This window comes from Kitasatospora sp. NPDC101155 (assembly GCF_044768305.1).
Classification (GTDB): Bacteria; Actinomycetota; Actinomycetes; order Streptomycetales; family Streptomycetaceae; genus Kitasatospora.
The window spans coordinates 1-24,643 of record NZ_JBIWPN010000077.1 but is presented as its reverse complement, the minus strand read 5'-3'; the positions used below and the strand labels follow the sequence as shown (position 1 = coordinate 24,643).

The window sequence follows — 24,643 nt, the reverse complement described above, 5'->3', positions numbered from 1 at the left end:
ACTCTTCCCCACCCCGCCCCTCTACCGATCCCCCGCGGAGCGGGTCCCTACGGGCCTTCGGCCCTCCGTTCGCGCCTGACCTTCGGTCAGGCGGCGGACCCGCTCCGCGTGTCCGCACCCGGGCTTCGCCCGGGTGGGCCCGGCGCTCCGCGCTCGGGCTGGCACCACTCCGCTTCGCTCCATGGTGCCGGGTGGCTGAGCCTCGATCACATCACTGAGCAGCCACTTTGGCTGAACTCAAGACAGGCTGACTGAGGGAGGGGCTGCGCGTCGGGGCGCGTACGGGTCGGCTTCACTCGGCACATTGGTCTAGGCCACGGTCTGGATCGCGATTCGAGCCTCTCGGCGGGGCAGGGGGCGCTACCCTGACAGGGTGAGCAACGGTCCCCGATGTATCAGTCATTGAGCGTCAGGCGATCCCGCCGGAAGCGGGGTCCCGAACCCGCGAATTTCGAGTATTCATCGGAGTTACGACACCGGAGACTAATATCCTGTCGAATGACCGCTTAAATCAGGATTGTATTCCGCTCGGCTGGATTTCTGAGCCGGTCCGTCGAATGTATCAGTAGGACACCGTCAGCATTTCCCGTATGGTCCCTGGTCTGGGCGCGGGGATGGGTGAGGGGTGAGGGGAGACACGTCTTCGTGAACGTCGTAAAGCCGGGCCTGATGGCCCCGCTCAGTCCGCTGCCGGTACGCCAGGAGGAGGCTCTTGAGGCCATCGTGCGGGGCTTGACGCCCCGTCCGGGACAGTCCGGCCCCGAATGGGCTGCGGGTGACGGTCCAGATGGCCACTGAGGCCAGCAACAGCTACGTGGATGCTGCGGCCGAGCGCGCACCCACACCGCCGGCACCACCACGAACTGATGGCCACCTACCGGGCTCTCACCGAACCCGCCACACCCAGAAAGCGTCTCAAAGGAACAGCAACTCCCTCACCACACCCGCGAAACCACCAGCCCAGCACCCACCCGCTTCTCCACGAGCAACACCGAACACCCGCCAGAGCCGACCCACCCCACCCAGCCCCAACCCGCAACTTTCTCAACCAACCCGCGAAACCCCAGGCCAACCATCACCCCAACCCGCACACCCACCGCCACCCCACAGCTGCTCCTGAGGTCAGGGGGTGGGGACTGTTGGTGCGGGGTGCGGGAGCGGGTGCCCGCACCCCGCGAGCAGGTCAGTGGAGGTGCTCGGTGACCTGTCCGATGAGCCAGGTGACGATGGCGCGGGCGGTGCCGGAGGCGGCGCCCTTGGCGATCTGGCCGGCCAGCCGCTGCTCGACGGTGTCGTCGTGGGCCGGGGCCGGCTGCTTGACGACGAGGCGGGTGGTCGTCTTGGCCTTGGTGTGGTGCTTGCGGGACATCAGGTCCTCCCCAGAGGGCTGTCGTGAGTGCTGGTCAGCCGGGCGGCGTGGGCACCACGATCCCGGGGATGCCGGCGTGGTTGCGGATCTGCGGACGGACCCCAGTGATCCCGGATCCGCACCATGTTCGTGCTGGTGGAGGACTACGCTGAGAGACCTGCCGACGGACGGTCGCGGACGATCGCGGTCGTGCCGCGCCTGGAGGAGAGAGGCCGGTGCGACCGGAGGCCGAGGTGACCGGCTGCGGCAGACAACCGGGTTGGGGGTGCCGCAGCCAGGGCTGCTGGTGACGGCGCAGGACAGGTGGGGAGCGAAGTGGCGGCTGGGGAGAGCAAGGAGTCGCAGCGGGTGCTGCGCGAGTTCGGGCAGCGTCTCGGGCAGCTCCGCCTGGAGGCGGGCAACCCGGACGGGCCCCAGCTGATAAAGGCCGATACCAGTAATACGCTCACGAAAACCGCTGTCAGCGAGCTGCAGAAGGGCCGGGCGGGCGTCTACCGGCTGTTCGACTGGGATTACGTCGCGGCATTCGTCAATGCCTGTAAAGCGAACGACGAGAAAACCGTTAAAGTCCTTTCGGCTGCTCGCACGGACCTCGCTGAATGGAAGAACTCATACACCAGGGTTGCGGCCATGGTTGAGGAATTCGACCGCATCAGTAGCAAGGGCAGGAGCGCCTCAGACACCGGGGGCGGCGCGGCTGCCGTGCCCCTGCCGGATCTTCCCCAGCTCGCCCCGCTGCCCGTCCTTCCGCCTGGCTTCACCGGTCGGGAGCGCGATCTTGAAGACCTCCTCGGCCTGATCGATCCTCAGTGCCTGCCTGCGGATAGCGGGCCGATCAGGCTGTCCGGGGGCGCCGGTGGTACGGCCGTGGTGGTGGCCGCGGTGCACGGCATGGGCGGGATCGGAAAGACCACCCTGGCCCTGGCCGCCGGCCACGCCGCCCTCACGGACGGGCTCTTCACCGGAGCGGTGTTCCTGGACCTGCACGGCTACGACGACACCCCCACCGAGCCCGGCCAGGCCCTGGACACCGTGCTCCGCGGCCTGGGTGTCGACCCCGCGCAGATCCCGCCCGACCCCGATCAGCGCGCCGCCTACTACCGGGCCCAGCTCGCCGCCCGCACCCGCGCCGGCGAACGCGTGCTGGTCATCGCCGACAACGCCTCCCACACCGAGCAGGTCGAACACCTCCTCCCCGGCGACGGTCCCCACCGGCTCCTGGTCACCTCCCGCGACGACCTCTCCGCCCTCGGCGCCCGACTGGTAGACGTCGACGTCCTCAACCCCGGCCAGGCCGTCGACCTGATGGACACCGCGGTACGTACCGCTCTGCCCAGGGACGGCCGGATCAGCGCGGACCGCGGCGGCGCCCGCCGGGTCGCCGAGCTCTGCGGCCACCTTCCCCTCGCACTGCGCATCGCCGCCGCACAGTTCATCGGCGACCGCAGCATCAAGCCCAGGCAGCTCGCCGACGACCTGGAGGATCTCGGCGAGCGCCTGGACATGCTGGACGACGGCACCCGGGGCGTCCGCGCCGTTCTGGAGCGCTCCTACCGGCGACTGCCGCCCCCGCAGGCAGAACTCTTCCGTCTGCTCGCCGTCAACCCCGGTCCCGACATCTCCACCGACACCGCGACCGCGCTCACCCCCGGCAAAACCAAGGACGTCCGTCTCAGGCTGGCCGGCCTGGCCAGGGCCAGCCTCATCCGCCAGAACCCGGATACGGCCCGCTGGCGCATGCACGACCTCGTCCGCGCCTACGCCACCGAACAAGCCCAGCAGCACCCCACCGCCAGCGCCAAAGCCCAGCGCCGCCTCCTCAAGCACTACACGGTCACCGCCCGGGACGCCAACATCCACCTCGAACCGACGGCCGGCGGTGACAAGGCCCGGTTCCGCGATCGCGCACACGCCCTGACCTGGCTCGACACCGAACACGCCAACCTCATCGCCACTGTCCACACCGCCCAGACCACCGGCCACCACGACATCGCGATGAACCTTCCCGCACAACTGGCCACATATCTGTCCCTGCGCCGGCATCTCGAGGACCTGCTCACCGTCGCCACCACCGCACGGGACATCGCACTGGGGATGGACTTCCAGGACCACACGGCCCAGGCGTGGAACAACCTCGGCACCGCCCTCAGGGAGGTACGCCGGTTCGAGGAAGCCGAACAAGCCCTCCGCGCCGCCCTCACCACCTACCAGCAGCTCGGCAACAAACACGGCGAAGCCAGCGCCTGGAACAGCCTCGGCCTCGTCCTCAAGGAGCTGCGCCGTTTCGAGGAAGCCGAGCAGGCCCACCGCACTGCCCTCACCACCCACCAGCAGCTCGGCAACAAACACGGCGAAGCCAGCGCCTGGAACAGCCTCGGCCTCGTCCTCAAGGAGCTGCGCCGTTTCGAGGAAGCCGAGCAGACCCACCGCACCGCCCTCACCACCCACCAGCAGCTCGGCGACCAATACGGCGAAGCCGTGGCCTGGAACAACCTCGGCCTCGTCCTCGGGGAGCTGCGCCGTTTCGAGGAAGCCGAGCAGACCCACCGCACTGCCCTCACCACCCACCAGCAGCTCGGCAACGAACACAGCGCAGCCCTGGCCTGGAACAACATCGGTGTCGCCCTCGGGGAGCTGCGCCGGTTCGAGGAAGCCGAGCAGGCCCACCGCACCGCCCTCATCACCCACCAGCAGCTCGGCGACCAACACGGCCAAGCCGTGGCCTGGACGAACCTCGGCACCGCCCTCAAGGAGCTGCGCCGTTTCGAGGAAGCCGAGCAGACCCACCGCACCGCCCTCACCACCCACCAGCAGCTCGGCGACCAACACGGCCAAGCCGTGGCCTGGACGAACCTCGGCACCGCCCTCAAGGAGCTGCGCCGGTTCGAGGAAGCCGAGCAGGCCCAGCGCACCGCCCTCACCACCTTTGAGCAGCTCGGCGACCAACACGGCCAAGCCCTGGCCTGGACGAACCTCGGCGACGCCCTCGGGGAGCTGCGCCGGTTCGAGGCCGCCGAGGAGGCCCACCGAACCGCCCTCACCACATTTGAGCAGCTCGGCGACCAACACGGCCAAGCCGTGGCCTGGACGAACCTCGGCACCGCCCTCAAGGAGCTGCGCCGTTTCGAGGCCGCCGAGCAGGCCCAGCGCACCGCCCTCACCACCTTTGAGCAGCTCGGCGACCAACACGGCCAAGCCCTGGCCTGGAACAACCTCGGTGCGGTCTTGCGTGGTCGTGGTGAGTTCGAGTCGGCGGTTGAGGCGGGTGAGCGGTCGGTGGCCATGTTTGAGGTCCTGCGGGATGAGCATCGGCGTGGTGAGGCTCTGGAGGAGCTCGCCGACATTCTGTCTGCGGCTGGACGGCCGTTGGATGTCGTCCGGGCGATGCGCCAGGACTCTGCTGAGGCGTACCGGCGGGCCGGTGCGGAGGAGGAAGCGGCGAAGGTGCTGGACTTGGACGGTGAGCAGGACGATGGGTGACCGGATGCTAAGGCCAGGTCATGGGTGCAACGCGGGGCCCGCGTTGCGCGCGTTGCACCCCCGTGTTGCAGTCGGCGGACAGCGCGCGGAGCAGCGGCGGCGCGGCGGCCACGCTGACCTTTAGCCGATGGCCTCCCAGGTGTCGGGGAGGGGCCGCACGAACCGCGCGGTGTGCTCGGGGTTGTCCTCGCCGAACGCTTCCCAGTCCGGGAGCTCGTGGTCCACCGTGTCCGGCGAGTCGTGCCGTACGCAGTGCTGGGCGAGCCACCGGTCGTCACGGCCCACCGCGTAGACGCTGATGAGCCCGTGTCTGCTGACCAGTTGCTCCCAGCGCCCGACCTGGCTGGTCTCGACCCAGTTCTTGCACCGCGTGTTGGATCGCGTCCGGGCGACGCACTGGATGCCGTCAATCGGGTGGGGGCCGATCCACAGCCGGTCGTTGATCACGAACAACATCGGGGGGCGATGGCCCAGATTCTCGCTCACGCCATGGATCCTGCCAGACGGCTCAGCCTGCCCCAGGCAGATTTAGTCCACCCGGTCAGCCACCTGCCCGGCGCAGCGACGATCCGGCAGTAGTCTGACGGCGGGAAATTCGACACCGCGTGCGAATCTGCACAGCGATGACACACGCCGACCTACGGAAACGTCACGAACCGTCACTGCGAAAACCGCACCAGGTTGTCACCACTCAGCAGTCCGGATCGGAATGTCCGCAGCTCACCGGCTCGATGGCAGCAACCCGAGCGCGAGTGTCACCCTGTGCGGATCCAGGTGACACTCGCGCGCAGATTCGCAACCGGATTGACATGCTCGATGCGCTCGGCATGGTCTGGTCTGTGAGCGATGCCCGCTTCGAGGCTGGCCTGGACTGGGCACGGGTCTGGGCGAAGGAACACGGTGGGTCGCTGGCGGCGCCAGCGCGGGCAGCTGTTGGCGGGTACGCGATCGGGGCCTGGCTCGCTGGTCTTCGGGCCGCCGCCGAGGTGCCCGAGGGCGAGCCCGGGGCCCTCGCCCCGGAGCGGCGGGCCGCGCTGGAGGAGATCGACCCGTGGTGGTGCCCGCGCTGGCCGATCACCTGGCAGCGCTCCTACGCCGTGGCCCGGCAGTGGTGGTTGGAGTCCGACGGCCGGGTCGACTGGGCGCAGCTGCCGGTGGAGACCGTGTTCGAGGGCGAGCAGTTGGGCCGGTGGGTGCGGGCGCAGCGGGCCGGGTGGGCCGAGCTCGACCAGGAGCAGCGGGACCTGCTCGCGGCGCTCGGGATCGGCGAGGACGTCGAGCTCGCTGCCGCGCGGGCTGCGGCCGCGGCGAAGCCGAAGGTGTCGCGCGTCGACCGGTTCGGTGCCGGTCTGGCGGCGCTGGCGGCCTTCGTCGAGCGTGAGGGGCACGTCCGGGTGCCGCGCACCCACAAGGAGGGCGGGGTGTCTCTGGGCTCCTGGCTGAACAACCAGAAGGCCCGCCGCGACAAGCTCACCGCGGAGCAGCTCGGGCAGCTGGAGGCCCTCGGGGTTGGCTGGTAGGGCTGGGTCTCAGCTCGTACCGGCAACGCCGCGGCTTTGGAGGCCGCCGCCCTCAGTCTTGGGGTGGCGGCCTCCAACGTTCTGGTGAGCACTGTTGGATGTAGTCAGCCGATGGCGGCCCACCGAGCTGGGGTGTTGCCGTTTCACATCCTTTTGAGAGCGTCAACAGTGGTGATAAGAAACCTCGTCGCCTCATCGGTGCCCACAACGAAGGAGTGTCGCAGGCACACCCTTTGATAGCTGCCATCCCGGTGGGACAGCCGAACTTCAGCCACGCCAGCTTCCGTGCCAGCGCGTTCCAACAGGGCCCGGTCCTCGGGATGGACGAAGTCGGCGAGGCTGTGCTGGCGCAGCACCGCGCGGGGGCGGCCGAGCAGTCGACAGAGCGCGTCGTTGACCCTGGTCAGCTGGCCGCGCCCGGCGCCGTGCAGTTCGGTGATGGCCATCCCGCTGGGGGCGTACTCGAAGGTCTGTCGGAAGCTCTCCTCGCTGGCATGCAGGGCCTGCTGGTCCTTCTCCAGCCGGGCCAGCACGCGCTGCATCTCGGCCCGCAGCCGGGCGTTGCCGATCGCGATGGAAGCCTGGAGGGAGAAGGTCTCGAGAGCTTCGCGGGTCCACGCGCCGGGCCGCTTGCCGCTGCGCGGGTGGTCCACCGAGAGCACCCCGAGTAGGTCACCGCCGGCACTGTGCAACGGGGCGCAGAGGATGTCCTGCGGATGCCAGTCATCGGCGTGGATGGGCAGCGGTCCCTCCCCGATCCAGCGCGGGAAGTCGCTGGCGACCGCCCAGCCGCGGTCGTACGACAGGAAGCGCAGGGTGCCCCAGTGATCGCTCGCATTGAGCAGCCGGTCCCAGGACTCCCGCGAGCCGACCTGGCCGAGCAGCACCGAGGGCCCGCCCATCGGGCTCTCCTCCAGCTCCCAGACCGCCGCCACCACCAGGTCGCCGTCCGGCCTGACCAGGCTGACCGCGGCGACGTCGAAGCCGAGTCCGTGCACCGCGCCCTCGACGACGGCCTGCAGCGTGCCCGCCAGGCTGCCGGCAGCATTGAGGTCCGCCACCACCCGCTGCAAGGTGCGGAAAGTCGCGAGACGGACGTACGGCTCCGACTCGCCTCCCGTCCAGGGTCTGTCCAGCTGCTCCGACTGCTCCGGACCAGCGGTACTCCCCTCATGGCTTCGGGTGCGCTCCATCTGCAAGGTAGCCTCCGCAGCAAGAAGGCGGCTCTCCAGCTGGACGCACTGCTCCTCTGCGGTGAGTTTCAGCGCCTGAGCGCGAGACAGCTCGCTCCGCAATGCTTCTAGCTCAGTCTTGAGGTCGCGAATCTCGCCCCGGAGTTCGTCTGCTCCTTCGGGCGGGGTGTAGATGTCGAGCTCCGCAGATCCAGAGGTGTAGCGGACGGTGGCCCAGTCGCTTTCCAGTTGGCGGTATCGCTGCTCGGCCTGGGTCGCTCGTTCCTCTGCGACTACAACGGCCTTGAGCAGGGCGCGTTCACGAACATTGGCGAGATGGAGTTCGCGTTCGGCTGCGCCGAGGCTTTCACGAAGCTGTTCAAGCTCGTGTTGGGAGGGGTTGCGGACACGCAACGCCTCTAGCCGGAGTTGGTAGGCCTGAACGCGGACGTCATCGGTGACGGGGTTGCCAGTGAGCTCGGCGACCTGGCGCAGGAGTTCATCAACGAAGTCCTCGGGGGCGATGCGCCGACCGTTGAGGTAGCGAGAGACCGAGCCCTTGTCTCGTTTGACGCGGGCGGCGTAGCGGGTGAGGGAGGTGGCAAGGGTGGTGAAGAGCTGGTTGAGGAAGTCAGCGAATGCCTCAACTTCCGGCTCATGCAGCTCAGGTAGTTGCTCGGCTCGTTTCTCCAGCACTCTGCTTCCTCATTGGGTGTTTTCGGTGTTGCAGGCGATTGGCAACTGTTGCGGCTGGTGCAACATCCGTGTCTGACGGAAGCCTAGGCGACGGGATCAAACCGTCGTAGGGGAAGGGCTGTTGTGCTTGTCGCGGCTGCCGGTCGGAGGGTTCTGCGTGTCAGTGTGCGGGCGGTGCCGTGCTGGCTGGGCCCTAGCGGTTGCTGTGAGCTATCCGGTTGTCGTCGGCTTCCCGTGGGCCGTCTGGGCTATCGGATGGTGGGGGGGTTGGCCACCGTCGTTCGGTGCCGGAGAACGCAGCTCTGAGCGGCGGCAAGTCCCCCTACGGTGCAACCTCACAGAACGGCCGCAGGCGGTCCGGATACCACCGCACCAGGCTGGGGTCGGGTTCCTGGCCTGGTGTGTTGGTCCCTGCTCTTGATGGACAGAACGAATGGAGAAGAGCGTGAACGAGTTGGAGCCGCGCGGTCAGGCGCACAGCGTGGCCGGGTGGGACGGTACGGAGCGCCGTGCGCAACCGCCTCGTGAAGAGATGGCGGGGCGATCCAGGTCACGGGGGCGCTGGGGTGGTCAGGTGGGCGAGCAGGTACTGATCGGGGTCGGTTCTACGATCGGTGCGAGCGCTGTGATCTGGGGACTCCAATTCCTGGCTGCCCATGTCGAAGTGGTCTGGCGCTGACGCCCCGTCCGGGACCGCTTCACTGCCCGCTGGGGGGTCCGGGCACGGACCGGCCCTCGGCTGGGCAGGCGCCGCGGTGGCCGATCACCTGGCAGCGCTCCTACGCCGTCGCCTGGCATTGGTGGCTGGAGTCCGATGGCCGGGTCGACTGGGCCGGCCTGCCGGTGGAGACCGCGTTCGAGGGCAGGGCCTGGCCGCGCTCGCCCAGTTCGTGGAGCGGGAGCGGCGTCCCCCGGTTCCCCGCCCGCACAAGGAACCCGTGGAGGCCGTGGAGGCGGGTCCTGGGGGTGAGGAGCAGGTGGTGGTGTCGCACCTCGCGCTGGGCACCTGACTCAACAACCAGAAGGCCCGCCGGGCGAAGCTGACGCCGGCCAGCTCGCGCAGCTCGCCGAGCACGGCGTGGAGTGGGCGTAGGCAGCTTGTCGCTTCCGCCGGGTGCTGCTGGCCGACCTCGCGAGGCTGCGGGGTCGGCCAGCGGCGTTCTGCGGGGGCTGTTGGTGGGTTAGCGGCGTGGCTTGGGAGTGATGCGGGCGTGGAGCAGTGCGGCGCGGGTGAGTTCAGTGCCTTGCTTGTGGTCCTCGTTGAACAGGCTGGTGAGCCCGTCCGGGGCGCTGTTCCAGTGGTTGTCGAGGGTGATACGGGCTCCGAGGTCGTCGAGGAGGAGGTTGACGACGTGGGAGAGCTCGCGGGGACGCTCGCCCCCTGCGTTGCCCCACCACAGCTGTTCGCCGGGGATGCAGGGGGCGGGGTGGACCAACCCATCCGTGGTCGTGATCCATACGGGGCCGTACAGGACGATGGAGGCCAGCTCGCCGCGGCCAGCCGGCAGGGACAGCGGGACGTAGAACAGCCACCGGGCGTGGCTCTCGTCGTCGTCCTTGGTGCGGACGACCGGCATGTCGGTCAGGGGGTCGGTGAAGAAGGCGTCGACCGTCTTGCCTTCGGCGAGGGTGGCGTGGCCGGCGGTGGGGTCGCAGAGGGACAGGCGGCGGGTCCACCGCTCGACGACCGGGTGGTCGGTCACCGGCAGCTGGGTGAAGCGCCCGAAGGGCAGCAGCTTGGGGTGGCGGCCGAGCGCGATGTCGAGGGCTTCGACGGCATCCGGTTCGGTGCTGCGGGTGATCTCCTCCCATCCCTGCCGTAGGAGGGCGTCGTCCTTCACCAGGGGGATGGGGTGGTTGCGGGTGTCGTGCATCGCCGCGATGACGAGCCGCCCCGGGGTCGCGATGTGGTCGCCGTAGGTCTTGATGTCGTGCACGACGGTCTGAACGCGGTCGTTGCGCATGTCGTCGGCCATGTTGGTCAGCGCCGCCAGGGCGGCCTGGCTGAAGGAGGTGTTCGCCGCGACCCGGCGCAGGGTCTTCTCGCGGGGCGTGGCGGGGACCTCGGCGATCACGGCCGGGGAGTCCGGTTGCCAGCGGCTGGTGACCTCGAACCGGCGCAGGTGGTCGGGCCACCAGGGGAGGGGCTGGCCGGTGAGCTTCACGATGCGGGCCCAGCTCGCCTCGTACTCGATGCGGGGCTGGGCGGTGTCGGCGGCGACCAGGGCCGGGCCGGTAACGGCGTTGAGGTCGCCGTACAGGGAGCAGACGGTGACGATCTCGCGGTTGTGCTCGTCGGCCAGGTCGGCGGCCATGGCTGCGGCGGCGTGGCTCTCGTCGGTGTGGAGCATGCGGATGACGCCGAGGCTGGTGTGCCAGTCGGTGGCGGGCCCGTGGGCGGTGTCCTGGTGGCCGAGGAAGCGCCCCGGCTGGCGCTGGCCGAAAAGAGGGCGCAGCAGGACGGCGCCGCGGTGCTGGAACTCCGGGGTGCGGGCGGCCCACCGGTAGACGTCGTGGGCGTCCCATACGGGCCCGTCGGGCTTGTCATCGAAGGGGCCGTGGTAGATGTCGGTCTCGGGTGCGGGGAAGTCGCCGTGCTGGCGCGGAAGTCGCCACATCCCGAACGAGTTCGTACCGAGCAGTTCCTGGATCTCCGCCTTGCCGAGGTACGTGGTTCGCAGTCCCATGCAGCTACTCCTCCTGCCCGCCATCGGTGCGGATCATCATGCTCCGCACCCTATCGATCACGGTGTGCAACGGGGGCCGGAATGGAACAGCTGGCTACCGATCGCCGCCCTGGGGTTTGCGGAGGAGGTGCGGGGCTTCTTCGAGCTGCTCACCTGCTTGCGGGCCAGGGTCGAACGGCTTGGAAACAATTGTTTCCAAGCGCCGGAGGGCGAGCAGCTCTGCACGGGAACGTGGCCGGAGCCCGGGGCGGTGCGCCGCGGGCAGCGTGGCTGCGCGGAGCTGTGGTCAATCGGCCGGAAAAGGGGTCAGGTCGAGCAGGTCCGTGACATCGTGGGCCGGGCTGCCGGGGGTGCGGCCGCAACGGGAGGGGGCCAGGGTGGCTCGGAGCATGGATGACGATGCGGCACACCGTCGAGGCAACGCCGAAGAAGTGTTACGGGCTCACGAGGAGGCCCGGCTCCTCCAGGAACATCGCGACGAACAGTCCAAGCTCGCCGAGGCACGGCAAAAACTCCGAGGGGCGGAGCGAACTGCAGCACAGTGTCGGCGTCTGTCCCGCGTGCGCGCTCTGGGAGGAACGGGCGCGGCAGCCGCGCTGTTGGGCGGCCTCGGCTGGGAGGAAGAGGCCTACGCCCTCGCTCTCGGCGTCGGTGCCTATCAAGAGTTCGGCTCCAACGAGGAAGACCTCGCCCTGGCCAGGTTCACCCAGCGCGTCGAGGACCTGCGCAACAAACAGCGTCGCCGCCAGCAGCAACTCGACCAGCCTGCCGAACAGACCGGGCACCACCAACAAGCCCAGGCCTGACCTCCGCAGGGCGGTAGCAGGTCTGGGTGGACTGAGCTCGCGGCGCTCGGTATCGAGAAGGACCGGGAGCTGGCCGCCGCGCGGGCGGCGGCTGCGGCGAAGGTCCGGTGCCGTGGTAGGCGCCGGCGGCGCCGGGGCCGCGGCGCGGCGGCGGTACCGGCGGTGACGCCTGCGGCACTACGGCGGCAGCCGCCGCCGACCGACACCACCCGCCCCGACACCGCCGCCGCACCCGCGCGGCTGGAGCTGTCCGCCTCCCGCAGCCGGCCCGCGCGCCCAGGCCGGGACCTGGGCCGGGCCCCTTGGCCGCGTTCGCCGAGGTCTGCGACCGACACAGGGTTCGCAGGAGTATGGGCCGGGTCGGGCCCCAGCCGACTGCGGCAGTCGGGCTACTGGCTTGGCCGTCCCGAACTGCTGATGGACGCCGTCGACGACTTCCTTCTCACCAGCGAGTCCGCCTGAGTGACAGGTGCGGCCCGGACACCCTCAGAGGCTGCTCAGTGGTTCTCCAGCCGTTGTAGGAGAACCACCGCGCAGCTTACTCAAGCTATGAGGTTACGGGGAATGTTCTTCGCGGGGCCCAGTTCTTCTCCCCACGTCTCTCTGCCGCAGTGGCAGCGCCCTTGATCGGCCACGACGGGCCTGTTGATCACGCCCGCCCCAGCGCACGGCTCCCCCGACGTGCCGGGTCACGCGCTGCTCGTGGCGCCCCTGGTGGCGCGCGGGAGCAGCACCGCGAACAGGATGAAGGCGGACACCAGGCCCGCGCAGGCGATGCCGATCGCGGTCCGGAACGGGATGTGCTCGGCGAGCGCGCCTCCGAGGGCGGCTCCCAGGGCGACCGAGGTGAAGGCGCTGGTGCGGAAGACGGCGGCGAGCCGGCCCTGCAGTTCCCTCGGGGCCATCTGGTGGCGGAGGGTGTTCGAGTGGACGTTGAAGACCGTCAGTCCGAACCCGTAGAGGCAGAAGGTGAGGCCACTCATGGCCATGGACACGGCGGGCGAGCCCTTGGGGACGAACGCGAGCGCGCAGGGGGCGACGGAGGCGAGGCCGGTGGACAGGACGAGGATGGCCGAGATGCCTCGCGCACTCTTGAACCGCGGTGCGAGCCAGGCGCCGACCACGGATCCGATCGCTCCCGCGCCGAAGACGAGGCCGACCTGGGTGGAGTCCAGGTCCAGCTCGCGGAGCGCGAACAGCATGAAGAGCGTGATGACCGCCTGTTCGAAGAGGTTGAACAGGGTCATCTGGAGCAGCAGTACCCACAGGGCCGTGGTGCGGCGTACGAACCGGGCCCCGGCGGCGATGTTCGCCAGCCAGGAGTCTGCGGGTTCCTGCTCCCGTTCGACCTCGCGGGTCCTGGTACGGACGATCATGGCCGCGGCCAGGGCGAAGGCCAGGGCGATGGCGAGGAAGACCAGGTTCCCGGAGACGGCCAGCAGGAGGCCGGCAGCGGAGGGGCCGATGACCTGGGTGATCGACATGGACAGTTGCAGGCGGCTGTTGGCCTTGGCCAGGCCGCCTTCGGGTGCGAGGTCGGGTACCAGGGCGAGGGTGCCGACGCTCGCGAGGGCGTTGAGCGCACCCGCCAGGAACACGGTGAGCCACAGGACCGGGGCGCTCAGGGAGCCGTTGGCGGCGAGCAGGCCGGCCAGCGCGAGGAGGACGGCGCGCAGCGCGTGGCAGGCCATCACCAGCCGGATGCGGTTGACGCGGTCTACGACGAGGCCCGCGATGGGGGTGATCAGCAGGTAGGGGATGAACTGCAGGGAGGTGGTGACCGCGACTTCGGACGGCCGCAGGTCGAGGAGGTCCGCCGCGATGAGCGGGAATCCGACGTTGAGTACCTGGCCAGCCGCCTGGGCGAACGTCTGACTCGCCCAGTAGTTGTTGAACTGCCGCCAGCTGATGTGCGGTTCGCGCTCGAGGAGCTGGTTAGCCATGGTCGACCGCCCAACCGAGCAGGGTCTCCTCGGACAGCTTCGGGTTCCCGGCGCGCAGGCCGGCGAGCCGGGTCCGGTCCCCGTCCGCGGTGATGGTGGTGGGGAGGTCGTCGGGGATCCGGACCAGGCTGTACAGCGGCACGGTGTGTGCCCCTCGGAGCATCTTGGTGTAGAGGGCCCCGACGCCGAGGTCGATGGCTTTCAGGCCGACGCGCATGGCGTACGCCAGCGGTTCGTAGAAGACGACGCGCGGGTAGTCCAGGGCCCGGTTCCCGAGCCGGTCGGCGTCGTGGCCGCCCACGCGTACCGACATCAGGCGGTCGTCCTGGACGCTCAGCGAGAAGGCCCTGGGCTCGGTGCGGGTTCCGGTGAGGAAGAGCTGCGGCTGCAGGCCCGAGTTGGCGCTGGCGCGGATGTATGAGGCCATGCTCGCCTCGTCGGAGGGCTGGCCGTGGCGCTGGTTGACCTTCACCAGGAGCGGTGCCAGCACGGGGGCCAGTTCCTCGATCTCGCTGACCGAGTCGATGCGCTCCGCCGGTTCCTCGGCCGCGATGGAACGCAGTTCGGCGCGGATGCGGCGTCGGCGGTGGTTGTCGGAGACGGTCCCGAGGAAGGCGTCCAGGTCCGTTTCGCCGGCGGGCACCCGCAGCTCGGCGGCCGCGTCGATGAAGCCAGCGTGCCAGTCGACGAGTTGGCTGCGGACCTCGTCCAGGAGCGCGCGGTCGAGGTAGAGCATGCCGACCACGCTCGTCCGGTACTCCTCTGCGATCGCCTGGACGAGTCGTCCGGCGAGCGCTGGGTCCTGCGGTCGGGCGGAACGCAGGAACCCGTTGCGCTGCCCGTTGCGGGTGCCGATGAGGACGTGGCGGCGGGCGCGGTGCTCGGAGTCCGGGGCGGGCTCGACGTCGTCCCGGTGCAGCGACCACACGTCGTAGGTGGAGCGGCCGGGTGCCTGGGGGTAGACGTGGACGGGGAGGCCGAGCAGCCAGCCGGCGCTGTCGCGGGCCGCCCAGAACTCCACCGGGACGGCCGGGTTGGAGCGGCGAAGGGTCAGGCTCCAGTCGCGGCCGGTGAAGAGGGAGTTCGATTCGCGGAGGTCGTACCAGAGGCTCTCCGGCACCTCCTCGATCTGCGGGAACCTCACTATGTCAGGGTGATGCATCGGTGAATCCTGTTCTGTGGCGCTCGGTCAGCCGTTGGACACCAGTCGTGCCTTGTGGTTCCGGTCGAGGACCGACTCCCCGAAGCGCACGGCCGAGGGGACCGCGTGCGCCGGCAGCTCGCCGCGCAGGTGACGGCGCAGCTCGGCCGCGGTGACGGCGTTGTCGTCGCGGATGGTGACGGTGATCGCGAGGACGTCGCCGCGCGGGCCCGCCTCCAGTGCCGCGGCCGCCCTGGTGACGTGCGGGTGGCGGGTGGCGGCTGCTTCGATCTCCTGTAGGGCGACCCGGTAGCCGTTGACGGATATCTGCCGGTCGGCGCGGCCGGTGACGTATAGCTCGCCGTCGGTTCCGCGGGCGCCCAGGTCCCCGGTCAGGTAAAGGCGGTAGCCTGCTTCGCCCAGCGGGTCCGGCCGGAAGCGGTCTTTGGCGCGCTGGTCGTCGAGGTAGCCGAGGGCCAGGTGGCCGCTGCGTACGACGATCTCGTCCGCTGCCAGGTCGGCTCCGGGCAGTTCGGCTCCCAGCAGGACGGCCGCTCCCGCGACGCCGCTGCCGATGGGCAGGTGCTCGCCGACGCTGGTGGGCGAGGTTGTGTCCGTGTTGCGCGGAGCGCGCAGTTCGTGGGCGGCGGCGACCTGCGGGGTCTCCGTCGTGCCGTAGACGTTGAACAGGCGGGCGGTATCGCAGAGGACCTTCGTCCGTTCCGCCACCGCGCTCGGAAGCGGGGCGCCGCCGCACAGAATCAGCCGCACGTTTGGCAGCCTGCGGTCCTCCTCGGTGCCCAGGAGCATGCCGAACTCGAGCAGTGCCGGGGTGCAGTGGAGGATGGTGAGCTCCGCGCTCCCGGTGAACTGGACCAGTCGGCCCGGCATAGCCAGCACGTCGGGACCGGGTACGACCAGGGTGGCGGCGCCGAGCAGCGCGGCGATGACGTCGCGCAGGACCGGGTCGTGGCCCAGGCCGCCCAGTAGTCCGACCCGGTCGGTCGGGCCGGGGTTGAACTCCCGCGCGTACCAGGCGGACATCGCCCGCAGCGGTTCCGCTCCGACGGCGACCGCGGCGGGATCGCCGGTGGTGCCGGAGGTGAAGAGGATGTGGCTTAGGCCGCTCCAGGGTGCGGCTTCACCGTCGTCGTCCAGCCGGGCCAGCGCCGGGGACAGCGCTGGAGCCGACTCCGGCTCCAGCGTCGGGGACAGCATCCACTGGGCGCGGGCGGCTGCCCGGTACCGTGCGATGCGGGCCTCGGGGTGCGCGCCGTCGACCGGCGCCGGCACGGCCCCCGCCGCCCAGGTGGCGAGCAGGGCCGTGACGAAGTGGCTGCTCCGCTCGCCCCTGATGAGGATCCGGTCCTGGGGGGCGACCCCTTGACGGCGCAGCCGTGCGGCGAGGCCGGACACCTCCTCCCCGAGCTCCTGGTAGCTGATCGTGCGGTCGGGTGCTTCGATCGCGATGCCGTCAGGCCGGGCCGCGACCGCACAGTCGAGGAGGCGGACGACGGGATGCGTCTCCGGTCCGCCGGGCCGTTGTGTGCTCAAGGATGTCCCCCCAGTTCGGTTGCGTTCGTGTGTGGGTCGACCGTCGGCGGGTCAGCCCTCGACCCGGGCGCCGAGGTCGGCCAGGACGGCCGCCATCTCGCGCGCGGTGGGGTGGTCGAAGATCACGCCGATGGTCGGCTCCACGCCGAAGCGCTCCGTGATCTCGGGAAGCAGCCGGATCGCCGTGATGGAGGTGCCTCCGAGGTCGAAGAAGTCCTCGTCACCGGCGACGCTGTCGAGGCCGAGGGCTTCCGCCCACAGGGCCGTGATCTCCTTCTCGATGACGTCGAGTTCGCGCTGCACTGCTGTTCTCCGTTCCTGGCACGGCCTCGGCGGGCGTGCGGGTTGTGGTGATCCCGGGGGTCCGGGTGATGGTCTGACGGCCTGGTCCCTCGGCCAGTGGGTCGGCGCCGCGGTCAACGCGCGGGTGCCGCCGTCAGCGGGCCGGCACCGCAGTCAGCGCGCCGGTGCCGATTCGGCGAGGGCCGTGAGCCGCTGGCCGAAGGCGTCGATGAGCGCCACCGCCCGCTCGTCGGTCAGCACGTCGGTGCGCGCGGTCATCGACACCGTCACGGCGTCGGCGTCGTAGGAGCCGATGAGGTCGACTGGGCGGCGTGCAGACGGAGCCGCGTTCGGTCGGCTGATCCTCGAGGTCTCGATTCCCGGCAGCTTGATCTGCCGTTCCGCCAGTTCCTTGGGCTGGAAGGCGAACTTCACCGGGTACAGGTCCTGGGCGTCGTAGCGGGCGAGGAGGTCCTCCCACTGGATGCGCGCGCCGTGGTGCCACTGCTTCAGTCCGTTGCTGACGGAGGTGATGAGCTCCGCCACCGACTCGTGGGCGCCGAGGTCCTCGCCGACGAAGAGGGTCGTCGAGTAGTAACCGAGCGCGTTCGTGGAGGCCGCTGTGGTCCGGCCCGCGTAGGCGGAGCCGAACACGGCCTCCTGGTCGCCGAGGACGTCCGACAGGGCTTGCAACATGGCCACGGAGGCGATGACGAACGGGGTGACCGAGTGGCTCTTGGCGGCGGCGACCACTCCGGCGCTCAGCCTGGGCCAGACCCGGCGGTGAACGGCCCCGGGGCCCTTGGGCGTCTCGGCGGCGGCGTCCAGTGCCCTGATGCCCCGGTAGCGGCGGCCGAGGAGCGTAGACCAGCCGTCGAGCGCCTTGTCGTCCTGCGGAGCCTGGGCGTCGGGGTATTGCGGCGGGACCCGTCGCGGCTTGCCGCCGACGGTGATGGCCCGGTATTCGGCGGCGAGGTCCTCGTAGAAGAGCATGAACGTCCAAGCGTCGAACACCAGGTGGTGTCCGCAGACGATCAGGACGGCCTCGTCCGGGTGGAGGCGGGTCAGCCACATCCTGAGCGGGGGTTCGCTGTCCAGGTCCATCGGGCGGGCCGCCGTGTCGAGGCCGGCGCCCAGCGCCTCGTCGGCCGAGGCGAAGCGCCCGCCGGGTGCCTCGGTCCAGATCCGGTCGATCAGGTCGGTGGCGGGACCGATGGTCTGGTAGCCGTCCTGGTCGGCTGGGAAGGCGGAGCGGAGCACCTGGTGCCGGTCGAGGACGTGCCCGACCGCCTGCCGCAGGGCCTCGACGTCCAGGTCGCCCTTGAGGATGAAGGCCTCGACCATGAGGTAGTAGGAGTCGACCCGCCCGCCGATGAACTCGAGCATGCGGCGCTGCTGCGGTGCCAGGGGATGGACGGTTGCCGGCGTCGTCGGGGTCTCGGGCGTGGTCATCTACTGCTCCTGGTCTGTGGTCGCTGCGGCTTCGACGGTGGTCGCAGCTGTGGCTATGGCCGTGGCGGAGGCGAACGCCGCCACGTTCGCCTCGAGGTGGCTCACCTTCGTGGTGCCGGTCAGGACGACCGCTCGCCGGAAGGCCGCCGAGTGGAAGGCGAAGGGGTTGCCGGTGCCGGCGATCGCGCCGGACGCCATCGGCCGGTTGAGCAGGGGCAGGTGGGTGCGTTCGGCCTCGGTGAACGCAGCGGTGAAGCCGGTGTTGGCGGAGTTCGCCGGGAATTGGACGGTGTCGAAGACGGCGGCGTCAAGCGCCGCTCGCAACGCCTCCTCGGAGGAAACGCTGACCCCGACCGCGCCCACCTCGCCGGAGGTCCGCAGGCCCTCGAACCAGGCCAGGAGGTGCTCGTCGCGCAGATCCTCGACCGTGCACTTGTGTAGCTGGAGCAGATCGACGCGCCCCAGCAGCTCGAGGGAGTGTGCGAAGCTCGCCTCCAGGGCGCCGAGCGAGTGGTCCGGCGGGCCCTCCGGGGCGGGCCAGGCCTCACCGCACTTGGTCGCGATCAGCAGGTCGTCCCGTCGGCCGACGGGCAGGTTGCGCAAGTACTCGCCGAGCACCGCCTCGCTCCGACCGTAAGCGGCGGCCGTGTCGAAGAAGCGGATGCCCAGTTCGACCGCCCGGTCGAGCAGCGCCCAGGCCTGCTCGGCCGGGCACACCGGGGCATCCGGGGTCGGCCACGGCCGGCCGATGCCGATCAGGCCAAGCCCGAGCGTGACTGCGCGCACCCGGTCGGCCGTCGTCCCGTTCATCACTTGCTCCGCGGGTGGTAGGCCAGCTGGCGCTCGACGGCGGCCGTGGCGAAGTCGCCGAGGCCGTTGAGGACGTCTCCGGCCGCCAGCCGGGTCCCGCGGGCGAGCCCGGTGCCCTTGAGCACGGCACCGCGAAGGTCCGGGTCGGGGCCGGTGAAGTCGTCGCCTCCGGCCAGCTGAACGCCCTGTGCCGAGACGGCGCCGATGACCTGGGCGCCGGCGCCGATGACGCTGGATCCGACGAGCTCGGCGCCGTTGAGCAACCGCGCCCGGTTACCGACGGACAGCACCGAACCGGACTGGTTGGCCTTGATCTGGACGCCGCCGGGGCCGAGGGAGCACCCGTCGCCGATGGCGATCCGCCCGCCATTGGCGGCAATCACCAAGGTCGACGGGTAGAAGGTGCTGCCGTTGCCGATGGAGCACTCCCCGCCGTCGCACTGTACGACGACGCCGGGGAAGAAGGTGTTGCCCTCACCGATGACGGCGTCGCGGGCGATCAGCGTTGAGAACGGGTCGAAGACGATGTTCGTCTCGGCGAGGGCGGCCATCTCGGCGAGCGTCAGGAACCCGTTCCTGCGGCGCTGCTCGTCCATCCGTCCGATGATCTGGTCCTGCACGTGCGGTCAGCTCCCCTGGTTGGTCAACTCGTAGGTGTCGATGGGACGGGCCGTGACGCCGCCCTGGCCGAGCATTTCGAAGACGTGGCTGGCGACGACGTTGGCGCTGTAGGGAGCCTCGGTCATCTTCCCCGGCAGGACGACCACGGCATTGTCGAGCACGGGCAGCATGCGGATGTTCAGAGACCGTGCGCTGTCCTCGTGCGTGGCGTAGTCGACCTTCACGCAGGCGGTCCGCTTGGTTGCGCTTAGATCGGCTTTGGGGAAGCGCCACCGGACGGCCTCCTCGAGGCGGTCGGCGATCACCGGGTCCACCTCGAAGGTCGGGCGGTCCACGACGGTTGCATCCTCGTTGAACCCGATGATGCTCCACGCCCCGTGGTTGATCATCGCGGCCTGCTGAGGAGCCACCCCGAACACCGACACCGGCGCCGCCTTGGGAACGGTCACCAGGTGGCTGCGCCACAGTCGGACCTTCACCGGCGGGATCTCCAGGTCGGCACAGGCCCGTTCGGTCTCGAAGCCGGCCGCGCAGACGACGAACCGGTGGACGAGGTCGAAGCTCCCCTCCGCGGTGGCGACGCGCATCCGGTCGTTCGAGCGGCCGAGGATCCGGGCCCCGAGGAGGATTCGCACGCCGCGGGTACGCAACTCGGCAATGAGACTGGCCGCCAGCATCCGGGTGTTGATCCCCAGGTCGTCGACCGCGAAGGCGGCTTCGTCCGCGCCGACGCGGACGTGGTCGGCCAGCTGCTCGTGCTGCGAGGCGCTGAGCCGGGCGTGGCCGACCCGGGCCTCCTCCCAGCGGCTCAGCGATTCCGCGAGGTGTGCTTCGGGCAGGATCGCGACGGCCTTGCCCTTCTCGACCTCCACGCATTCGGGAAAGCGTCGCTGAATCTCCTCCCAGCCGTAGCGGCAGCGCTTGGCGACGGCTGCCGCTTCGCGGCGGTCCCGCACGGACAAGGCGTGGTAGGTGCCGGCGTGCAGCCATCCCTCATTCCGGCTGCTGGTTCCCGCAAGGGTCGCCGGCGCCTTCTCGATGATGGTGACCGTGTATCCGAGCCTGGAGAGTCGGTCCGCACACATAAGTCCTGCAAATCCAGCGCCGACCACGACGACGTCGCACGACCGTATGGAATTCATGAAGCCCCCATATTCAGAAAAGCAGAAGGAGATGGCCGAGCCCGATGAAAGCCTCCACGAGGCCTCGGAATGGCGTTCCGCCCCTGAGCCGCCAGACCGTCGCCCGCATGGCTGCGCCTGGCTATCGCCCCCGCGATATTCCCCCAACCGCAGGTGCTGCTGCGGTGAACTGGAGGTTAACAATACACGGAGGGTTGACCTCCGCAACCACCGTGTGACCGGACCCACAAGCGACGTCACCGCAGGCCAAGGCGATCACCAGGCAGAAAAGACCCTTGCCGCGGCGCCCTTGGGGCCGTAGTGTCTGAGCCTGCGAGCCGCACCGGGGGGAGCGGCATGACCCGCTTCCCACCATCTCCGGAGAAGCGCGCCCAAATCGGACATAGGCATCAATTTCCCCCATCACGAGCGATCTCTCGCCGAATCCAACAATGGGGGTCATATGCCAATGGAACGCTTTCTTCTCGTCGTGGGGACCGGGCCCAAGGAATATCGGGAGGAACTTTTCCGATCACTCTCCGGAAACCGCATCTGGCTGCTCACCGATCGGGAGCCCACGTGGCAGCTGGAATACATCTCCGGGCACACGGTGATACCTCGCCTGAACTCGGCCCAGGTGAGCACGAACCTTTCCTTCCTCCTCGATGCCGTACAGAATCTGGCCGAATCGATCGCCATTCGCGGCGTTCTCACCTTCGAGGAGATGTTCCTCTCCGCCACCTGCCGGATCGCAGACGAACTTGGTCTCCCGTCACTCGGCCACGGCGTCGCTGAGAACTGCCGCGACAAGGAACGGACCCGGCAGCTGCTGACGGACGCCGGTGTCCGCCAGCCCCGCTTCGCCTTCGCCAAGACCGTCGAGGAAGCCGCCGCGATCGGCGAGCAGTTCGGGTACCCGGTGGTCCTCAAGCCCCGTGGGCTCGCCGGCAGCATCGGCGTCGTCATGGTCCGCTCGGCGGCGGACATCGAGGAAGGCTTCCGCATCGCCGCGTCGGCCGCGCGGGACGGTGCCCAGCGCCACGGCGGCGGCGCCCTGGTGGAACAGTTCCTGGTGGGCCCGGAGATCGCCGTGGACTGCGCCGTGGTCGACGGCCGGCTGGAGCCGATGTACGTAGTCCGCAAGCGCCTGGGCCCGGAGCCGTTTTTCGAGGAGGCCGGCCATTCCATCGACGCCGACGACCCGCTGCTCTCCGATGTCGACCTGATCGAGATGCTGCGGAGCTCGCACACGGCACTCGGGATCCGCACCGGCGTGACTCACACCGAGCTCCGGCTGACACCGGACGGGCCGGTGATCATCGAGGTCAACGGCCGCCTCGCCGGCGACTTTATCCCGCACCTCGCGAAGCTGGCGATCGGACTCGACGGGGCGTCCATCGCCGCCCGAATCGCCTGCGGGGAACCCGCAGCCATCGAGCGCTCCGCCCGGGGCAGCGCAGCCCACCGGATCGTGTACGCCGACCGGGACGGAATGTTCAACGCCATCAGCCTACCCAGCCCCGAATCCCACCCCAACCTCGTCGCCAGCGGCGCGCTCCTCGCCGCGGGCACGGAGGTCGCCCTCCCCCCGCGCGGTTACATGGCGCGCCTGGGGTACGCGATCGTCGCAGCGCCGTCAGCCGACGAATGCGAGGCTTCTCTCACGTCGGCCTTCGCCGATATGCCGGTCGACATCACGCCCTCAAGGTGAACTCGCCCGGTTCCAACCTCTTCTGAAGGTAGTCGCGGTTCGCCCTGGAGACACCGCCGGGCACGGCCTCACGGCCGTGCCCTACTACGGCTGGCCTCCGGGTTCCTGAACAGCGGGTGCCAGTACCGTCCCGACCGGCCCACCCACTCAAGCCGCGGACCAATCGCTCCGGGGGTACTCCGCGCCACCACGGAGTCGCGGGTTCGGAGGGTCCGGCACACTATCAGTGACCGTGCCGCCCAGTGGACAGCACGTCACGCAGTCCTTCCGCAAAGGCCGAGTGTGCGAACTGATCGGTACCGGACCCCGGCATCTCGAGCTTCTTGAGCCGCCCGGCGACGATGTGTGACACCAGTGGTACCGGCAAGGCGTCCGGCCAGAGGCCGGTTCGCTTGCCCTCGGAGAGCACACGCCGAAAGGCGCCGGTGGATCCCCGCAGGTGCCGGCCGTTTGCCTTCAACTCGTCTGCGCTGCACTCGCCTTCGCCTTCAACGACCTGGAGCAGGATCTGCTGGGCGCGGGGCGGGAGGCGGTCGTAGTAGGAGCGGGCCCGCTCTGGCGTCCAGCGGTCGTCGGGTACCGCAGTCACGACCGCAGTCGGTATGGCGGCGAGGGCGAGCAGCTTCTCGAGCGCCTCGAGGGTCGGGTTCTCCACGGTGATCGTGATCCTCATGGTGGATACCCTTGCAGTTCAGGGCTCTGAAGACAAATAACCTCAGTAAACAAGTCACAAATGAGTAGTGCGCCCTGCAGGTGCTTTTAGAAGTCATGTGGGGAGTCTCCGGGTGCAGATGAAAGCTGCTGCGATGCTGGCGAAGGCGGCGAAGTGGTCGGCCTTGCGTTCGTAGCGGCGGTGGAGTCGGCGGAAGCCGCCGAGGTGCCGGCGGGTGAGCCGGGGGCGCTCGACCCGCAGCGGCGTGCCGCGTTGAGGGGATCGACCCGTGGTGGGCGCCGCGCTGGCTGATCGTCTGGCAGCGCACGTACGCCGTGGCCCGGCAGTGGTGGCTGGAGTCCGACGGCCGGGTCGACTGGGCCCAGCTGCCGGTGGAGACCACGTTCGAGGGCGAGCAGCTCGGCCGGTGGGTGCGGGCGCAGCGGGCCGGGTGGGCCGAGCTTGACCAGGAGCAGCGGGACCTGCTCGCGGCGCTCGGCATCGAGGAGGACCAGGAGCTCGCCGCCGCGCGGGCTGCGGCCGCGGCGAAGCCGAAGGTGTCGCGCGCCGACCGGTTCGGTGCCGGTCTGGCGGCGCTCGCAGCCTTCGTCGAGCGTGAGGGGCACGTCCGGGTGCCGCGCACCCACAAGGAGGACGGGGTGTCCCTCGGGTCCTGGCTGAACAACCAGAAGGCCCGCCGCGACAAGCTGACCAAGGAGCAGCTCGGGCAACTGGAGGCCCTGGGAGCGGCTTGGTAGGTCGGCTCGGCCGACGGGTATCCCGATTGGTCGGCGCCGCGGTGAGCTTCCCCGGGGCAAGCGGTCATCGGGGTCGGGGAGGTGTTGGCCTCCCCGACCCCGATGGGTTACTTGAAGGCCGCGATGGCGCCGGCCACTGCGGCAAGCGCCGCAACGGCGGCCCAGAAGACGCCGCTCTTCCAGAACGGGGTCTTGGCCGTGGTACCGGTGGTCGCTGGCGCGGCCGTGGTGACCGTGTTGGTGGAGCCGTGGTCCGCGTAGTTGAGCGGTCCGTTGAGGCTGAGCTGAGCGTTTCCGCTCATGTTGATGTTGATGGCCGCGCTCTCGCGGACCTGGTTCGGGTTAGTGTTGGTGGGCAACTGGTCTCCTTCGGTGGGGAGCGGTTGGAACCCGAGGCGGCGGTGCTTGGTGGCGTGTGCCGCCTGGGTCGTGTGTGTCGAGCGGGGCTGCGGCTTAGTGCTGCGGCCCCGCTTCTCTGTAAGTCCAACCATGCACCCGTGTGAGGGCGGCCCAGGTATGATCGTGCTACGGATTGATCTGCATGACCTGGTGTCAAGTAACTAGTAAATCTAGACAACTAACTAGTAGTCAGGTCATACAGATCAATCCGTAGCGCGCATTCCGTCGCAGCTTTCTCCCCGTCCTCCACCCGCCCCTGCGGGCGGGCCCGCAACCGTCAGGGTGGGGAGCTCTGCGGGAACCCGGCTCCAACGTTCACCCCGGAGGGTCTGTGCCCAGGTTGTCCGTGCCCAGGTCGGGCCCCAGCAAGGTCATGAAGTTCCACCCTGCGGTTGGACACTCTCTGTCTACGCCGCGAGGGTGTGACCTTGCCGGTGCCGCCGCCGAATCTCGAGTGGCGTGAGGTAGC

The 24,643-nt window shown here is 69.5% G+C and carries 19 protein-coding genes; 5 read left to right on the top strand and 14 right to left on the bottom strand.

What is annotated here, in order from left to right:
* Positions 1-1,183: 1,183 nt before the first annotated feature.
* Entirely contained in the window at positions 1,184-1,369 is a 186-nt protein-coding gene (locus ACIRYZ_RS43515; protein ID WP_402954265.1) for a hypothetical protein, read from the bottom strand.
* A 315-nt stretch (positions 1,370-1,684) separates the two neighbouring features.
* Here ACIRYZ_RS43515 and ACIRYZ_RS43510 point away from each other — a divergent pair, with 315 nt between their 5' ends.
* Positions 1,685-4,849: a tetratricopeptide repeat protein gene (locus tag ACIRYZ_RS43510; RefSeq protein ID WP_402954262.1), complete on the top strand. Its 3,165-nt coding sequence runs from the start codon at positions 1,685-1,687 to the stop codon at positions 4,847-4,849.
* Positions 4,850-4,969: 120 nt separating this feature from the next.
* Here ACIRYZ_RS43510 and ACIRYZ_RS43505 read toward each other — a convergent pair whose 3' ends face one another.
* Positions 4,970-5,335: a hypothetical protein gene (locus ACIRYZ_RS43505; RefSeq protein ID WP_402954259.1), complete on the bottom strand. Its 366-nt coding sequence runs from the start codon at positions 5,333-5,335 to the stop codon at positions 4,970-4,972.
* 353 nt (positions 5,336-5,688) lie between these two features.
* On the opposite strand from ACIRYZ_RS43505, the gene ACIRYZ_RS43500 reads away from it, so the two are divergent.
* A complete protein-coding gene (locus ACIRYZ_RS43500) occupies positions 5,689-6,369 on the top strand; it encodes a helicase associated domain-containing protein (RefSeq protein WP_402954256.1) in 681 nt (226 codons plus the stop codon).
* Between the two features lie 143 nt (positions 6,370-6,512).
* Here the strand turns inward: ACIRYZ_RS43500 and ACIRYZ_RS43495 are convergent, their stop codons facing one another.
* Together ACIRYZ_RS43495 and ACIRYZ_RS43490 are read right to left on the bottom strand one after the other, a co-directional pair.
* Positions 6,513-8,237 (bottom strand): GAF domain-containing protein, encoded by a 1,725-nt coding sequence (locus ACIRYZ_RS43495; RefSeq protein ID WP_402954253.1) that lies wholly within the window; start codon positions 8,235-8,237, stop codon positions 6,513-6,515.
* A gap of 1,181 nt (positions 8,238-9,418) precedes the next feature.
* Complete coding sequence (locus tag ACIRYZ_RS43490) at positions 9,419-10,924, bottom strand: hypothetical protein (RefSeq protein WP_402954250.1); 1,506 nt, start codon at positions 10,922-10,924, stop codon at positions 9,419-9,421.
* 389 nt (positions 10,925-11,313) lie between these two features.
* Between ACIRYZ_RS43490 and ACIRYZ_RS43485 the strand changes: the two genes are divergently transcribed.
* Complete coding sequence (locus tag ACIRYZ_RS43485) at positions 11,314-11,730, top strand: hypothetical protein (RefSeq protein WP_402954247.1); 417 nt, start codon at positions 11,314-11,316, stop codon at positions 11,728-11,730.
* 689 nt (positions 11,731-12,419) lie between these two features.
* On the opposite strand, the gene ACIRYZ_RS43480 is transcribed toward ACIRYZ_RS43485, so the two are convergent.
* From ACIRYZ_RS43480 to ACIRYZ_RS43445, 8 genes are all read right to left on the bottom strand, one after another.
* Positions 12,420-13,673, bottom strand: coding sequence for an MFS transporter (locus ACIRYZ_RS43480; RefSeq protein WP_402954244.1), 1,254 nt, complete (start codon positions 13,671-13,673; stop codon positions 12,420-12,422).
* Positions 13,666-14,817 carry a hypothetical protein gene (locus ACIRYZ_RS43475; RefSeq protein WP_402954241.1) on the bottom strand — a complete coding sequence of 384 codons (1,152 nt, stop codon included), beginning with the start codon at positions 14,815-14,817 and terminating at the stop codon, positions 13,666-13,668. Before ACIRYZ_RS43475 ends, ACIRYZ_RS43480 begins: the two co-directional genes overlap by 8 nt.
* Before the next feature lie 45 nt (positions 14,818-14,862).
* Entirely contained in the window at positions 14,863-16,368 is a 1,506-nt protein-coding gene (locus ACIRYZ_RS43470) for an AMP-binding protein (protein ID WP_402954238.1), read from the bottom strand.
* Positions 16,369-16,419: 51 nt separating this feature from the next.
* Positions 16,420-16,671, bottom strand: coding sequence for a phosphopantetheine-binding protein (locus tag ACIRYZ_RS43465; RefSeq protein ID WP_402954235.1), 252 nt, complete (start codon positions 16,669-16,671; stop codon positions 16,420-16,422).
* 153 nt (positions 16,672-16,824) lie between these two features.
* A complete protein-coding gene (locus ACIRYZ_RS43460) occupies positions 16,825-18,102 on the bottom strand; it encodes a condensation domain-containing protein (protein WP_402954233.1) in 1,278 nt (425 codons plus the stop codon).
* The gene (locus ACIRYZ_RS43455) at positions 18,103-18,912 is read right to left on the bottom strand and encodes an aldo/keto reductase (protein WP_402954230.1); all 810 of its coding nucleotides are present in this window, start codon (positions 18,910-18,912) and stop codon (positions 18,103-18,105) included.
* Positions 18,912-19,532 (bottom strand): hypothetical protein, encoded by a 621-nt coding sequence (locus tag ACIRYZ_RS43450; RefSeq protein ID WP_402954227.1) that lies wholly within the window; start codon positions 19,530-19,532, stop codon positions 18,912-18,914. The genes ACIRYZ_RS43455 and ACIRYZ_RS43450 overlap by 1 nt, the downstream gene beginning before the upstream one ends.
* 6 nt (positions 19,533-19,538) lie before the next feature.
* The gene (locus tag ACIRYZ_RS43445) at positions 19,539-20,822 is read right to left on the bottom strand and encodes an FAD-dependent oxidoreductase (protein WP_402954224.1); all 1,284 of its coding nucleotides are present in this window, start codon (positions 20,820-20,822) and stop codon (positions 19,539-19,541) included.
* 301 nt (positions 20,823-21,123) lie between these two features.
* On the opposite strand from ACIRYZ_RS43445, the gene ACIRYZ_RS43440 reads away from it, so the two are divergent.
* Entirely contained in the window at positions 21,124-22,365 is a 1,242-nt protein-coding gene (locus ACIRYZ_RS43440; RefSeq protein ID WP_402954221.1) for an ATP-grasp domain-containing protein, read from the top strand.
* A 223-nt stretch (positions 22,366-22,588) separates the two neighbouring features.
* Here ACIRYZ_RS43440 and ACIRYZ_RS43435 read toward each other — a convergent pair whose 3' ends face one another.
* Positions 22,589-23,038, bottom strand: a complete 450-nt coding sequence (locus ACIRYZ_RS43435; protein WP_402954218.1) for a hypothetical protein — start codon at positions 23,036-23,038, stop codon at positions 22,589-22,591.
* Between the two features lie 260 nt (positions 23,039-23,298).
* Here ACIRYZ_RS43435 and ACIRYZ_RS43430 point away from each other — a divergent pair, with 260 nt between their 5' ends.
* Complete coding sequence (locus ACIRYZ_RS43430) at positions 23,299-23,775, top strand: helicase associated domain-containing protein (RefSeq protein WP_402954268.1); 477 nt, start codon at positions 23,299-23,301, stop codon at positions 23,773-23,775.
* A 107-nt stretch (positions 23,776-23,882) separates the two neighbouring features.
* On the opposite strand, the gene ACIRYZ_RS43425 is transcribed toward ACIRYZ_RS43430, so the two are convergent.
* The gene (locus ACIRYZ_RS43425) at positions 23,883-24,134 is read right to left on the bottom strand and encodes a hypothetical protein (RefSeq protein ID WP_402954215.1); all 252 of its coding nucleotides are present in this window, start codon (positions 24,132-24,134) and stop codon (positions 23,883-23,885) included.
* Positions 24,135-24,643: the final 509 nt, after the last annotated feature.

Bases quoted from the DNA above. Each gene is read 5' to 3' on its own strand.
- ACIRYZ_RS43515 (WP_402954265.1), bottom strand. From the start codon at position 1,369: ATGTCCCGCAAGCACCACACCAAGGCCAAGACGACCACCCGCCTCGTC.
- ACIRYZ_RS43490 (WP_402954250.1), bottom strand. From the start codon at position 10,924: ATGGGACTGCGAACCACGTACCTCGGCAAGGCGGAGATCCAGGAACTG.
- ACIRYZ_RS43485 (WP_402954247.1), top strand. From the start codon at position 11,314: ATGGATGACGATGCGGCACACCGTCGAGGCAACGCCGAAGAAGTGTTA.
- ACIRYZ_RS43480 (WP_402954244.1), bottom strand. From the start codon at position 13,673: ATGGCTAACCAGCTCCTCGAGCGCGAACCGCACATCAGCTGGCGGCAG.
- ACIRYZ_RS43460 (WP_402954233.1), bottom strand. From the start codon at position 18,102: ATGACCACGCCCGAGACCCCGACGACGCCGGCAACCGTCCATCCCCTG.
- ACIRYZ_RS43455 (WP_402954230.1), bottom strand. From the start codon at position 18,912: ATGAACGGGACGACGGCCGACCGGGTGCGCGCAGTCACGCTCGGGCTT.
- ACIRYZ_RS43440 (WP_402954221.1), top strand. From the start codon at position 21,124: ATGGAACGCTTTCTTCTCGTCGTGGGGACCGGGCCCAAGGAATATCGG.
- ACIRYZ_RS43435 (WP_402954218.1), bottom strand. From the start codon at position 23,038: ATGAGGATCACGATCACCGTGGAGAACCCGACCCTCGAGGCGCTCGAG.